This is a genomic window from Weissella thailandensis, assembly GCF_001932615.1.
Classification (GTDB): Bacteria; Bacillota; Bacilli; order Lactobacillales; family Lactobacillaceae; genus Weissella; species Weissella thailandensis.
On the sequence record NZ_CP014332.1, the window covers coordinates 58,668 to 71,814 of the forward strand.

The window sequence follows — 13,147 nt, forward strand, 5'->3', positions numbered from 1 at the left end:
GAGGGGGAGATATTATGAATCAGAAGTATGATTATCCTAGAACACGTGCTCAGTTGAATCAATTGGTTGCTGACTTGTCTCAAATACAGACCAACGTTCATCAAACTCACTGGTATATGCGGGGTAAACAATTTTTTAATTTACACCCACAGATGGATGAATTTAATGAAGATTTTGCTGATGAGCTTGATCAAGTTGCAGAGCGCTTGATTGCCTTGAATGGAGCACCATTTGCAACAACGCATGAATTCATCGAACATACCGGACTACCAGACGAACATATTGATTTTGGACAGTATGATTTGCCAGATTTAATGCAACGTCTGGTTGATCAATTCAGGTATTTGAGGGATCAATTCCAACAAGCAATTGATGTGACCGATGATGAGAATGATCAACCAACGCAGGATATGATTAACGGTTTCAAAATCGATATTGATAAGAAGATATGGATGTTATCTGCATACCTAGAGAAGGGCCCTTTTGACGGTGACTAATTTTCTAAGAACCCATCATTTATGTTAATTAAGAATTTATAGCAGAAAAGCTGGCACAGAGAATGTGTCAGCTTTTTCATGCTCTTTTTTGTTACATGAGCTTTGTATAAAATACTATTGCCGTATGATATGATTTATTTACTAAATGAGTTTGTGGGGAAGCAGATATGGCTGAAAAGCGTTTGGAAAATATCATGGATGTTTGTGGACTGATTGCGAAAATCTTGCTTGAAAGTGGTGCCGAAACAACCCGTGTGGAGTCGACCATTGCGTATATTGGTCAAGCGGCAGGCATTGATCTTAATTGTCATGCAACCATGACAGCAATATTTATCAGTACCAAAAGTGGTGGGACAACACATTTGGTTAAACCCAATGTGTCGATATTTAACTTGCAAAAAGTAGATGAAATCAATTCACTTTCCCGTCAGTTTTTTGCTCATGAAATTGATTTTGATGAATTAGAACGTAGCGTGCGTAATGTTGATCACCAAGTCATTGATTTTACTTGGTTACAGAAGATTATTGGTGCTGGTTTAGTTTCAGTAGCCCCAATGCTGTTATTTAAAGCGACTCGGTCCGACCTTGCATTAGCGTTTTTTGTGGGAATTGTTGGTTACCTCGCTTCACAATGGGGCAGTAAACATTCAAAATCGCCATATTTAAGTGTTATTGTGGGTAGTTTAGTTATTGGATTATTAGCCAATTTGTTACAGTATGTTGGCATTGCAGATAGTGCCGCTAATATTATCATCGGTTCCTTGATGCCCTTAGTACCCGGGGTGCCGCTGACAAATTCATTACGAGAAATTATTGATCGCGATATTTTATCTGGTCTTGTTCGAGGCATAGATGCTATTATGATTGCTGGTTCAATTGGTATTGGCACTATTGTTGGTAGTTTTATGGCGCACATATTAACAGGAGGCATCTAGATGGAACTCGCAGTACAATTTATTGTTAGCTTTTTATCAACGATTGGTTTCGGTATTATTACTAATGTTCCCCGGCGCGTGTTGTTTTGGGCGGGGCTGACAGGTGCTTGCGGTTGGACTGTCTACCTATTAACGGCGCAGGTGACTAGTAATATTATCCTGCAAAATTTTTTGGGTGCTTTAACTATTGGTTTGCTAGCGAATATTGTTGCCGTTCGGATTAAAGCACCGGTCAACATGTTGTATGTGCCTGGCTTGGTATCACTTGTGCCTGGAATTGTGATTTATACGAGTCTCAAGGAATTTACGTTGGGCAATTATATTAATGCTGGGCGGAATTTAATTAGGACGCTCGTCATTGCATTTGCCATTGATATTGGCTTTGCGATTGCGGAGGCCATTTTTAGACGTGTGCGCTACCGCGTTATGCATCGGTCCTAAGTTTAGAGCGAGACAAAAATCGTTTTGAAGCCGGTGTGTCAGGTGATTTGCGATATTTTTGGCCGAAGCAAAGCGTAGGATAGGAATAGCGTAAATTGCGGTACATTGCGGCTTCAGACTTTTGGAACGCGTTTATGTTATAAAATTTATAAGCTTATACTCGATACATCTTTAACACAAAAAGACCGAGACATTCTAATTTGTCTCGGTTTTTTGCTGTCATGATATAATTTTAAATTATTAAATAAAATGCATGATACTTAACACGATAGGTGGCACCAATAGTGCTGGTAACAAGTTTAGTGTGTTGATTTTTTTGATTTCCAACACACTAAGACCGGAAGCTAAAATCAAAATACCACCAATAATTGTGAGTTCATTTAGTAGGGTCGTACTCAAAGCGGATTGGAATAACAATGCTAAAAGATATAGACCACCCTGCCAACAGAACAGGACAACTGCTGCCCACATGATACCTAGACCAAAGGTGGCGCTTAAAACGATCGAAGTGATAAAGTCTAAACCACCGTTAGTTAACAGGAATGTATAATCATGTTGTAATGCCGCTTTGATGGGTCCCAATATGGAAAGTGAGCCAAAACAATAAAGTAAAATAGCGGTAGCTAGTCCTGTTGATAAATCACTATTTGTAAACTTTTGAACGGTATGATCAAATCTATCCTGAATATTAATGGCTGTGCCGACAATGCCACCAATTGCTAGGCTGATAATAAAAAGGACAGGTAATGTACTTTGATCAAACGGTTTAATGACGGCATGAATACCAATGACCATGGCAGATAAGCCAATTGCTTGCATTAACACCGTATGATATGCAGGCTTAATATATTTCTTGGTTAAACTACCGATTAGGCTGCCCAGGATGATCATGGTCACATTAAAAAAAGTACCAAACATAGGTTTGCTCCTTGATGGGATAATTGTTAATACATTTTAAGCAATAAAGGGGATGGAACATTTGCTTTGTTCCATCCCCTTTAAAAAGCCGTTATTTAATTTAATTGCAGTCAGTTTGCTTTAGATTTGGTCATCCTCGTCAGGGGTAACGTCACGGCGCTTTTCCTCAGCATCTTCATCAAATCGATACTTGTACTGATGCTTAGATGGTGAATCTGGCATGATAAATACGGCGATAATATAGATGAAAACGAATGGGAAGAATCCCGTAAATAGGGTTGCCGCAACAAAGAGTAGACGGACAAGCGAAGCATCTAAATCAAAGTATTCTGAAATTCCTCCAAGAACACCACTTAGGACACGATCATTTGACTTTGTTAATTTCTTATCTTTAGCCATAATATTTCTCACTTTCTCATAGAATAACGTGGGAATTAAAACACTTTACAGACAAGTTTGTATTCCCTATACTTGTATTATATTATATGACTTATAGTATTGTAAAGGAAGTTGAATTATGTCAATGCAATTATCAAGTGATCTGATGGATGGACTGGTATTGGCGTTACTTTCTAAAGAAGATTTATATGGTTACTCACTTACAAAGCAAGTTCAGGCGCGTTTTGCGGTATCTGAGTCAACAATGTATCCTGTGTTACGTCGTTTAAAAAAGCGTGATTGGGTGACAACGTATGATGAACCTTTTGAGGGACGCAATCGTAGATACTACAGTATATCTGATTTAGGTTACCAAGAACTGGCGCATATCCAAGATGAATGGCGTGATTTTAGTAGTAAAATCAATGATTTGATGCTGGAAGGTAACGCTAATGGAAAATAGTATTTATTTTACTCAGGTGAAGACTTACTTACAGCAATTAAATGTAGATGAACAAGAGGATGTTATTCGTTTTTATCAAGAATACGCTGCCGATGCGCAGTTATCTGGTGAACGTTTAATGTCAGAATTAGGAACGCCAAAGCAATTGGCTCGTCGTATTTTAGTCGACTATTCATTGCGCCTTGAAGAGGATGACATACATAATAAACCAGCGCATGAAAATACGCGTCAAGAGCGGCAAAATTGGATTAAGCAAGAAATTTATTTGATCAGCATTGTGTTAGAAGGATTATTGACCTCAATTGTTTGGGTACCTGCCATGTTGCTGATTTTAGTGTGCCTGTTTGCAACGGTGGGTGTTGCAACCATTGTCATCGTCGCTTTGATCTATTATTTATTGACCGGGCTATTTCAAATTATAGGTGGGCTAGCTGTGCTGCCTAGTAACTGGGCAACTGGCCTATATCAAGGTGGTATCGGATTAATTATTGTTGGTCTGCAATTTGTTGCCTGGCCAATCGGGGTGACCATTATTCGAACGGTCTTTAGAGCATTGATGCGTTTTGTGAAGTATATTGGCCGCCGCTTTTCACACAAAGGTAAAGAGGTGACCCATCATGCATAAAGGATTTCGATTTATTTTAACCGGGTTTATTGTGATTTCTTTTGGTGTCATTATTATGATTGTTGGTCTGGCTCATGATGGCCAAAATAATTTAGGTTGGCACAACGGTCATTTTGAAGTTTCGCAAATTAAATCCGTTCATCATAAGGTAAAGGCTGTGAATAAGCTCGATGTTGAAACGGCAAATGTACCGGTTACCGTTCAAACGGGTAATCAAAAGAAGATTGAAATTAATGGTCGTATTACTAATCCTAAATTTTTACATGTGACAAGAAATGGTAAGCAATTAAAAGTTCGCTATGTGCCCAACCAAGAAAAGGGTTATGAAGTAGGATTTGGTAAGCATGAACCAGAGAAGTTAATTATCAGTTTACCTAAGGATAAAAAATTATCTGAATACCGACAATCATCCATGTATGGTGCCATGAATATTGCAGACTTACATGCAAAGCGTGTTGCAATCACAGCAACAGCGGCTGATATTCAGATGAAGGATGCCCAATTACAAAATTTGTCTGTTGCTGCTCATGATGCCAAAATTTCATTAAATAATCTGCAGGCTAGTCAAACAACAATGAATAGCAGTAATAGTCAGGTTAATACCAATAGTTCAAATCTTGGTCGTTTAATGTTATCAGCAGATGGTAGTCGGACAACACTAGAACAAACTACAGTTGCTGCCAGTGCTATTCAGGTCAATAAAGGGAATGTTAAATTGGTCGATAGCCAACTAACAGGCCATAATATTATGACAATTATGGATGGCTCATTAAGGGCTTCAGGTTTGGCTGATATTGGTTTGCAAATGCAAGCATCTGCTGGCCACGTGAAGGTTGATGGCACAAACTATGGGAATAATTATTTGAACAATGACCAGATGGCTGCTAATCAATTCAATGTAGATGTTTCAGATGGTAATATCACGATTAAATAGGATTACGGGGGTTCTATAATGACTTTGAAACGTTGTCACTGGGTTGATGAAAATGATCCGCTAATGGTGCAATATCATGATACGGAATGGGGCCAGCCAGAACACCGTGACCAGATGTTATTTGAGTTACTTAGCTTAGAAACGTATCAAGCAGGATTGAGTTGGCGAACGGTTTTACATAAACGTCAGGCATTCCGAAAAGCCTTTGCGAACTATGATTTGGAGCAAGTAGCTCAATATGACGAGGTGCAGGTTGCTTTGTTAATGAAAGACGCAACGATTATCCGCCATCGTTTGAAACTACAGGCTACTATTAATAATGCACAAACAATTCTAGCCTTACAGAAGGCAGGAAAAAGCTTTGATCGGTGGTTGTGGTCATTCGTTAATCAGCAGCCGATTGATCATCAAGTGATGAATTATGAAAATGTACCAGCAACAAATGAGCTAGCAATCACTGTGTCTAAAGCAATGAAAAAGGTCGGCTTTAAATTTGTTGGCCCGGTTACGGTTTATTCTTTTTTACAGTCATCGGGATTGATCAATGATCATGAGATAACTTGTCCGTGTCATAAATCATAATGAATACAAATAAAGCACTAGCAATGTGGGATTGCTAGTGCTTTATTCTTTGCTATTAATGTAGGGTATACAAAATAGCTTTGACCACAAACACGAGAGTAAGAAATGTTCATGGATATATTTTAAGGAGTAGGTTGTAGGTTAGTTGGGCCTACTGGCTAAGTCTTCTGACTTAGTGTTATGAGTCTGTTACATATAGTTAAATGGAATACTTCCCTCTTAACGACTACTAATATAGCGCAAATTATCCGATAACACAACTACTTTTTGCTATTTTTTCCTGAATTTCGGAAAATCAGCTTTAACATATACCAGTTACTTGCCCTGTCGCCATGTCGTGGCGGAAATAATTCTTCTAATACGGCCGTTACCATGGTACCAATCAAGGCAGCAAGGGCAATAAAATTGATCCATAGTAACAAAATGATAGCTGAACTTAGTGCCTGATAAAATGTAAATGCACGGGCGGCAAAGTCAACATACCAACCAAATGCTTTGGCAAGCCAGATGACTAGTGTAATTTGGACTATTGTTCCAATAGAAATCCAAATTAGACGTGGTCGTTTAATCGGTAAAAGTGTATTGAATAAAAAAGCACCAATAAATAATCCAATAATGACGACGACACGTTTAGCGGATTCAATTTGATAAGTTATCTGGCTACTAATTGGTAGGGCCTCTAAAACATTTGTTCCGACTGAGGCGATGATTAACAGCACACCAATAATCGCTAGAATAATTATCAGCCAAAACATTGAAATGAAACGGTCAAAAATGGCGACACTATTAGGTTTAACATTATAAATACCATTTTGGGCAATTCGAATCGAAGAGACAACCCGGGATAGCGACCAGAGCGTAATAACGATGGAAATGGACAAAACACCAACGCCATTTTGACTAAGAATCGATCGAATAACTGGATCAATAAATGTAAAGACAGACTCTGGAACGGCAGTCTGCGCGTATTTTAATGCGGTATCAATTGTTAGTCCTAGGTAAGGTAGTAAAGTACCTAGGATAACGATAGCTGGGAATATTGATAATAGGCCGAAGTAAGCGATTGATGAGCTGGCCGTGATGATATCAACACGAGTGACCACATCAATAATTGTCGCGATCAGTTTATTATTCATAAGATTTTTAAAAAAATGTTTCACGACTTCAATTCTCCTGATAAAATTGACCATAATCATTTAATTCTATCAAACAAATGGGTGGTTCGTACAATTAATTGCTTTTTAACCGCAATATAAGTCTAAAATTGTAAGGTAGGTGCAGAATATCAGTATTCATGTTACGCTATTCACAATAATTAACAAAGGTGAGAGAATATGAAATCAAAACGTCCGTCACGATTTAAATTTTGGACAGTTATTTTAATTGGTTATGTGGTTCTATTTGCGATTGGATTTTCAATACCAGTTGCATATGGTGCCTTAACTAATAAGAATGATACACAACAAACAGCAGCTTCAAGTTCAAGTAAATCAAGTGCTAACAATGATAGCAGTAAATCAAGTTCAAGTCAGTCATCATCAACGACTAGTTCAGCAGATAGTTCAACTGCAAGTAGTAAGTCGAAAACATCTTCTAAGAAGAAAATTACGGTACAAGTCGGTGAAACGGGTTATTCAATTGCTACTAAATATGGTTTAACGGTTGATGAACTACAGGATCTCAACCCATCAGCTGATTTAGAAAACTTGGTTGATGGTCAGACGTTGAAAATCAAAAGTCCTTCATAAATTTAACCACACATTAACTTTTCCTAGTCTAACAGCTAGGAAATTTTTTTTGTAACATAAAAGATACTTACGCCCTACGAGAATATGTGCTTAAATATAAATCAGGCACTTTTAAAAAGTAGGAGGAGTTATGAACGAAGAGAAAGTTTCACCTAAAGTTATCTGGTCGATTGTCGCAGCGGCAATCTTGGGCTTTTCAGGTATCTTAACGGAAACGTCAATGAATGTGACATTTCCAGAGTTAATTCAGCAATTTAATCAACCAATGGGAACGGTGCAATGGTTAACCACTGCTTATCTATTGGTAGTTGCGCTAATGATGCTAACATCAGCACATTTCAACGCCATTTTAAGCAAGCGACAAACCTATATGATTGGATTGATTGCCTTTGTATTGGGTGATGTTATCGCCATTGTTGCCCAAAACTTTTGGCTATTATTATTGGGTCGACTAATTATGGCGGTCGGAACAGGATTTGCCTTGCCATTAGTCTTTAACATTATTTTTACTAGTGTGCCAATGTCACAACTTGGTAAGTACATGGGCTTTGGAACATTGATTATTTCTTTGGCACCGGCACTAGGTCCGGTTTACGGAGGAGTTGTCACTTATACCTTAGGTTGGCGAGCTATTTTTATGATTGTTTTACCCGTGGTAATTATTTCATTATTAATCGGTTGGTTTAACTTAGATAATCAGAAGCCAAAGTCAAAAAATCAATTCGCTTATGGTCAATTTGCATTAATTGGTATTTCCTTAGTATCAGCTATCTTAGCACTAGGAAAATTGCAATCAGGTAAGTTAACAGCAACTATTATTATTTTAGCTTTGGTAGCTATTATTGCTATGGCTGGATTCATCAAGGTTGCGAACAATGCCGAGAACAAATTAGTTGATATCAGCGTGTTCCGTAGTAAAGCTGTCGTGATGGCATTGTTGATTTATGCAACATCACAAGTTATCAACTTAGCTGTTAATTTCGCTGTACCACAATACAGTCAATTAACGCTTGGTACCACAACGATGATTGCCGGTTTGATTCTAATGCCTGGTTCATTGCTAGGTTCAATAGTTAACCCCATTTACGGAGCAATGTACGATCGTTTAGGGGCTAATAAGCCGTTAACTTGGGGCTCACTTGCTTTCTTAGCTATCATGATTATTTTCTCAGTGATGGCACCAAGTATTGCCACGATTGGCTTAACTGTTGTTTACGCATTGTTTACAGTGGCACGAAACCTAACGTTTAGTGTGGCTATGACCGCCGGGGTAGCTGAAGTAAAGCCACAACAGGCTGGTGATATCAATGCCATCTTTAACACGGTGCAACAGTTCGTCGGAGCCGTTGGAACAACTGTTGCCGCTCTATTTATTCAAACAACTGGGACAACAAAGTCAGCCATTGCGACACAGACAGCAACTGGATTCGGTCACTTGATCGTATTTAGTACAGTTATTGTTGCAATCAGTTTGATTTGGTTAGTGATCTTTATGAAGAACAAGACCGCAAAATAATGGGTGTTTTAACGACCAGTATGTTTTACATACTAGTCGTTTTTTGTTACGCTTCTAGTATGTTAAGCATACTAGCTAGGAGATAAAGCGCATGCGACAAGGTATTTCAAGCCAAATGTTAAAGGGCATTTTAGAAGGAGTTATCTTAATGATCCTTAGTAAGGAACCAGAATACGGCTATAGTTTGAGTAAGAAAATGAATAGTTATGGATTAGAGGATATTCCAAAGGGGACAATTTATCCGTTACTAACGGCCATGCAAAAACGTGGGTTGATTGAAGGAAAAAACAAAGCTTCTGCTGTCGGTCCAACGCGAAAATATTACTTTATAACTGAAGACGGTCAAGCAGCCAAAAAAGAATTTATAAATGAATGGTATCAATTACAGCAATCGATTAATTTACTAGTGGAGGAGGAAGATCCTGATGAGTATTGAAGACAACCTAATTAAGCAAAATAATCAGTTACGTGCGCAATTAACTGGAGAAAATGAGAAGTATTACAGTGATCTTTTGCTTTACATGCGTTTGAATAGCTTCATGAAAAATCAAGCAGCTATTGAATCAAATCTACTTGAAATCTTACAAGACATCATTGATGCACAGCGCGAAGGACTGACAGCTGAACAATATTTTGGTAAAAATCCGCACATCTTGGCCGATGAATTGTTGCATCAAGTCCCTAAAAAAGTCGGTGAAGTATTTAAACTTGTTTTGTATTTTGTAGGTGCGTACATGTTTTTTGCCTTACTACCAAGTATGATTTCAATTAATCCATCGATTGATATTGGTAATCTGATATTGACTGGTCTGTATATAGGTATTGTTGTGTTGGTGGGGATGAAGTACTTGGGTCGAACCATCTATGGGGGACGTGTGACTGAAACAAAGAATTGGGTACTGTTTTTAAAATTATGGTTGGTGATAATGATTGGCCTTGTACCCATGATATTTATCCAAATGTATGCGACAACACCACTCCAAGTTACTATTGGTAATAAATTAGGAATTGGCATCATTCTATTTTGGCTGGTTATTGCGATGATTATTTTCTTCAAACAATCTGAAAAAAGAACAGTACTGCCACTTGCTGTCTTTTCATTATTTTTAGGAATCCTTGGTATTATGACTCGTCTGCCAGGTGGAGTCAGTGATTTTCTTAGAAATACACAAGCAGGGCATACTACTCTAGGGATTACCTTGGGTATTGCACTGGTTATTTTTTGGATCGCAAGTGTTTGGGTACTAAAGAAAAAATAGGCTTTTATACTAAAGAAAATTGGATATTTTAACCATTATTGTTATCCTAGGTAAGCATAATTCTTTAATTAGATGCGTGATGTATAGTGATATGGATAAATAAAATATACGAGGGGGACATCTATGACTTTATCAACATATGAAGAAGCAATTGATTTCCTAAGGGGAAATGACATTCAGTACAATGAAGTAAAACATGATGCTGTTTGGACAATGGCTGAAGCAAGTCAATTAGAATTGCCGAATGATACGGTGATCAAGAATTTATTTCTTAAAAAGAGAAAGACCGCTGAATACTTTCTTTGTGTCGTTGTTGGTCATAAGAAAATTGACTTTAAAACTCTAGCGCCACAGCTCCAGTTGAGTCGCAATAAGCTTAATTTCGCCAATGAAATGGACTTGGCAGATGTTTTGGGACTCAAGCCAGGTTTTGTGACACCACTGGGTTTGCCGCATGATAAAAAACAACAAGTGACCGTTTTGCTGGATAAAGAGTTACAAAATGTTGATGCGATTGGCATCCATCCGAATACCAATACGGCAACTGTTTTTATTAAGTATGAGGATTTATTAAAGCTTATTACACGTTCACAGCATGAGATGGTTGTGGTGGATTTTGATTAGCTATCGATAGAATAGAATAATCTGAATTTTAAATAACCGCTAAACAACTATTTTTAATAAACATAACATCGACTAATGTTGGTGTTATGTTTTTTTATTTACGTTAAACACGAACTTTATCTAGCCAAATAACATTAAAATGAGAAATAAATTAGAAAATACTTGAAGTGTCAGCGTAACCCTATTACAATATTAAAAAATTATGATAAATTTAAGCGAAAAATGATAGGCGCTGATTTGGGGTGAGTAGATTGGTTGAAGACGATGTGTTGCTTGAGTTAAAGGATATTTCAACGGCCTTTAAAATTAATAGCCAGTATTATGATGCAGTGTCACATGTGAATTTAGAGGTTAAAAAAGATGAAATATTAGCAATTGTTGGTGAATCCGGTTGTGGTAAGAGTACTTTGGCAACAACAATCATGGGGTTGCATGATCCTGATGCAACGCATATTTCCGGACAAGCTTTGTTTGAAGGACAGGATTTACTTAAGCTGAATGAAGATGGTTTAAACGATGTGCGTGGCGCTAAGATTGGTATGATTTTTCAAGATCCGCTATCTGCTTTGAATCCTTTAAAACGAATTGATGATCAAATTAGTGAAGTGCTCGATTATCATACCCAGATGACCGCTACTGAAAAACATGATCGTGTCATTGAATTGCTCAATCAAGTGGGCATTGTTAATCCAGATAGAACAGCCCGTCAATTCCCACATGAACTTTCTGGGGGGATGCGCCAACGAGTTATCATCGCGATTGCCATTGCTTGCAAGCCGGATATTATCATTGCTGATGAGCCAACAACTGCCTTAGATGTGACGATTCAAGCACAAATTTTAGATGTTTTACGTGGCATCCAACGAGAAAATCACGCTGGCATTATTTTGATTACCCATGACTTAGGCGTGGTGGCTGAAACTGCAGATGAAGTGGCAGTTATGTATGCTGGTGAGATTGTTGAGCGCGGCACCACGGAACAAGTTTTTGGGGATCCCCGTCATCCGTATACTAGATCGTTACTGCGATCAATGCCACAAGGGGATGCGGATGTTGATAATGACGACTTGTACGTAATTCAAGGTAGTGTGCCATCGATTGAACGATTGCCGCAAACCGGTGATCGATTTGCGGCTCGGATTCCTTGGATTCCGGTTGAAGCACACGAGGCCGAGCCAACAATGCATGAAATCACACCTGGACATCAGGTTAGATGCACCTGTTACCAGGAATTTTATTTTAAAACCTTGGAGGAAACTAGGGTATGAGTTTAATTGAAATCAAAGATTTAAAGGTTCATTATCCAATTCGTTCAGGATTTTGGAATCGGGTGACTAATCAGGTAAAGGCAGTTGACGGCATTAATTTTAGTATCGAAGCTGGTGAAACCTATGGATTAGTTGGCGAATCTGGTTCTGGTAAATCAACAACTGGTAAATCAGTCGTTGGTCTTGAAAAGGTTACATCGGGCTCTATTTTTTATAAGGGCATCGATATTACCAAGACTAATGCGCGCCATAATGTTAAATATAATCAAAATGTCCAGATGATTTTTCAAGACTCGTTGTCTAGTTTGAATCCACGTAAAAGGGTATTAGATATTATTGCGGAACCGTTAAGAAATTTTCAGCATTTGTCAGCTGAAGATGAAAAAATCCGTGTTTTACAACTACTAGATACGGTTGGCTTAAACCCTGATTCATTATATAAATATCCTCATCAATTTTCGGGTGGACAACGACAGCGAATCGGGATTGCTCGTGCAGTTGCTACTAATCCAGAGTTGATTATTGCTGATGAGCCGGTCTCTGCGCTAGATTTATCTGTTCAAGCACAGGTACTGAACTTTATGAAGAAAATCCAGCGTGAGTTTGGTATTTCATATTTATTTATCTCACATGATTTAGGAGTTGTTCGTCATATGTGCAAGAACATTGCCATCATGAATAAGGGACGCTTGGTTGAAGTTGGGACGCGTGAAGATATTTATGAACATCCCATGCACATATATACGAAACGACTATTAGCGGCCATTCCTGAAGTTGACGTGTTACATCGTAAAGAACGAAAGCAACAACGACAGGAAATTGAAAAAATTTATCAAGAACAAGCAGCACAATATTATGACAAAGATGGCTTAGCATATCCACTAGTTCAAGTTTCTCCAACACACTTTGTCGCTTTACCACAAGAAAAGTTAGCAGACAAACTGTAGAAAGGGGTGATG

The 13,147-nt window shown here is 38.1% G+C and carries 17 protein-coding genes; 14 read left to right on the forward strand and 3 right to left on the reverse strand.

The features are described from left to right. The first annotated feature begins 14 nt into the window (after nucleotides 1-14). From FOL01_RS00270 to FOL01_RS00280, 3 genes are all read left to right on the forward strand, one after another. On the forward strand, nucleotides 15-497 hold the full coding sequence (locus tag FOL01_RS00270) for a Dps family protein (protein ID WP_075268770.1): 483 nt from the start codon (nucleotides 15-17) through the stop codon (nucleotides 495-497). Nucleotides 498-664: 167 nt separating this feature from the next. Continuing rightward, the gene (locus tag FOL01_RS00275) at nucleotides 665-1,432 is read left to right on the forward strand and encodes a threonine/serine exporter family protein (protein WP_075268771.1); all 768 of its coding nucleotides are present in this window, start codon (nucleotides 665-667) and stop codon (nucleotides 1,430-1,432) included. Then, entirely contained in the window at nucleotides 1,433-1,873 is a 441-nt protein-coding gene (locus FOL01_RS00280; RefSeq protein WP_075268772.1) for a threonine/serine exporter family protein, read from the forward strand. A gap of 240 nt (nucleotides 1,874-2,113) precedes the next feature. Here the strand turns inward: FOL01_RS00280 and FOL01_RS00285 are convergent, their stop codons facing one another. After that, a complete protein-coding gene (locus FOL01_RS00285; RefSeq protein ID WP_075268773.1) occupies nucleotides 2,114-2,791 on the reverse strand; it encodes a DUF554 domain-containing protein in 678 nt (225 codons plus the stop codon). A 120-nt stretch (nucleotides 2,792-2,911) separates the two neighbouring features. Beyond that, nucleotides 2,912-3,190, reverse strand: coding sequence for a PspC domain-containing protein (locus FOL01_RS00290; RefSeq protein WP_075268774.1), 279 nt, complete (start codon nucleotides 3,188-3,190; stop codon nucleotides 2,912-2,914). A gap of 118 nt (nucleotides 3,191-3,308) precedes the next feature. Between FOL01_RS00290 and FOL01_RS00295 the strand changes: the two genes are divergently transcribed. The 4 genes from FOL01_RS00295 to FOL01_RS00310 are packed head-to-tail and all read left to right on the forward strand — an operon-like array spanning nucleotide 3,309 to nucleotide 5,773. After that, a complete protein-coding gene (locus FOL01_RS00295) occupies nucleotides 3,309-3,632 on the forward strand; it encodes a PadR family transcriptional regulator (RefSeq protein ID WP_075268775.1) in 324 nt (107 codons plus the stop codon). Next, nucleotides 3,622-4,257: a DUF1700 domain-containing protein gene (locus tag FOL01_RS00300; RefSeq protein WP_075268776.1), complete on the forward strand. Its 636-nt coding sequence runs from the start codon at nucleotides 3,622-3,624 to the stop codon at nucleotides 4,255-4,257. Before FOL01_RS00295 ends, FOL01_RS00300 begins: the two co-directional genes overlap by 11 nt. Next, entirely contained in the window at nucleotides 4,250-5,191 is a 942-nt protein-coding gene (locus FOL01_RS00305) for a DUF4097 family beta strand repeat-containing protein (protein WP_075268777.1), read from the forward strand. The genes FOL01_RS00300 and FOL01_RS00305 overlap by 8 nt, the downstream gene beginning before the upstream one ends. Nucleotides 5,192-5,209: 18 nt before the next feature. Then, on the forward strand, nucleotides 5,210-5,773 hold the full coding sequence (locus FOL01_RS00310; protein WP_075268778.1) for a DNA-3-methyladenine glycosylase I: 564 nt from the start codon (nucleotides 5,210-5,212) through the stop codon (nucleotides 5,771-5,773). Between the two features lie 260 nt (nucleotides 5,774-6,033). Here the strand turns inward: FOL01_RS00310 and FOL01_RS00315 are convergent, their stop codons facing one another. Continuing rightward, complete coding sequence (locus FOL01_RS00315) at nucleotides 6,034-6,909, reverse strand: YihY/virulence factor BrkB family protein (protein ID WP_237342636.1); 876 nt, start codon at nucleotides 6,907-6,909, stop codon at nucleotides 6,034-6,036. Between the two features lie 198 nt (nucleotides 6,910-7,107). Between FOL01_RS00315 and FOL01_RS00320 the strand changes: the two genes are divergently transcribed. The 7 genes from FOL01_RS00320 to FOL01_RS00350 all read left to right on the forward strand — a co-directional run bounded on the left by FOL01_RS00320 (nucleotide 7,108) and on the right by FOL01_RS00350 (nucleotide 13,135). Beyond that, nucleotides 7,108-7,521, forward strand: coding sequence for a LysM peptidoglycan-binding domain-containing protein (locus tag FOL01_RS00320; RefSeq protein WP_075268780.1), 414 nt, complete (start codon nucleotides 7,108-7,110; stop codon nucleotides 7,519-7,521). A 130-nt stretch (nucleotides 7,522-7,651) separates the two neighbouring features. Further along, nucleotides 7,652-9,037, forward strand: coding sequence for an MFS transporter (locus tag FOL01_RS00325; protein WP_075268781.1), 1,386 nt, complete (start codon nucleotides 7,652-7,654; stop codon nucleotides 9,035-9,037). 91 nt (nucleotides 9,038-9,128) lie between these two features. Beyond that, entirely contained in the window at nucleotides 9,129-9,473 is a 345-nt protein-coding gene (locus tag FOL01_RS00330) for a PadR family transcriptional regulator (protein ID WP_075268782.1), read from the forward strand. Further along, a complete protein-coding gene (locus tag FOL01_RS00335) occupies nucleotides 9,463-10,296 on the forward strand; it encodes a DUF1129 family protein (RefSeq protein WP_075268783.1) in 834 nt (277 codons plus the stop codon). The genes FOL01_RS00330 and FOL01_RS00335 overlap by 11 nt, the downstream gene beginning before the upstream one ends. 123 nt (nucleotides 10,297-10,419) lie before the next feature. Next, nucleotides 10,420-10,920, forward strand: coding sequence for a YbaK/EbsC family protein (locus FOL01_RS00340; RefSeq protein WP_075268784.1), 501 nt, complete (start codon nucleotides 10,420-10,422; stop codon nucleotides 10,918-10,920). 242 nt (nucleotides 10,921-11,162) lie between these two features. After that, nucleotides 11,163-12,188 carry an ABC transporter ATP-binding protein gene (locus tag FOL01_RS00345; protein ID WP_207649844.1) on the forward strand — a complete coding sequence of 342 codons (1,026 nt, stop codon included), beginning with the start codon at nucleotides 11,163-11,165 and terminating at the stop codon, nucleotides 12,186-12,188. Next, on the forward strand, nucleotides 12,185-13,135 hold the full coding sequence (locus tag FOL01_RS00350) for an ABC transporter ATP-binding protein (RefSeq protein ID WP_075268786.1): 951 nt from the start codon (nucleotides 12,185-12,187) through the stop codon (nucleotides 13,133-13,135). The genes FOL01_RS00345 and FOL01_RS00350 overlap by 4 nt, the downstream gene beginning before the upstream one ends. The last annotated feature ends 12 nt before the right edge of the window (nucleotides 13,136-13,147 follow it).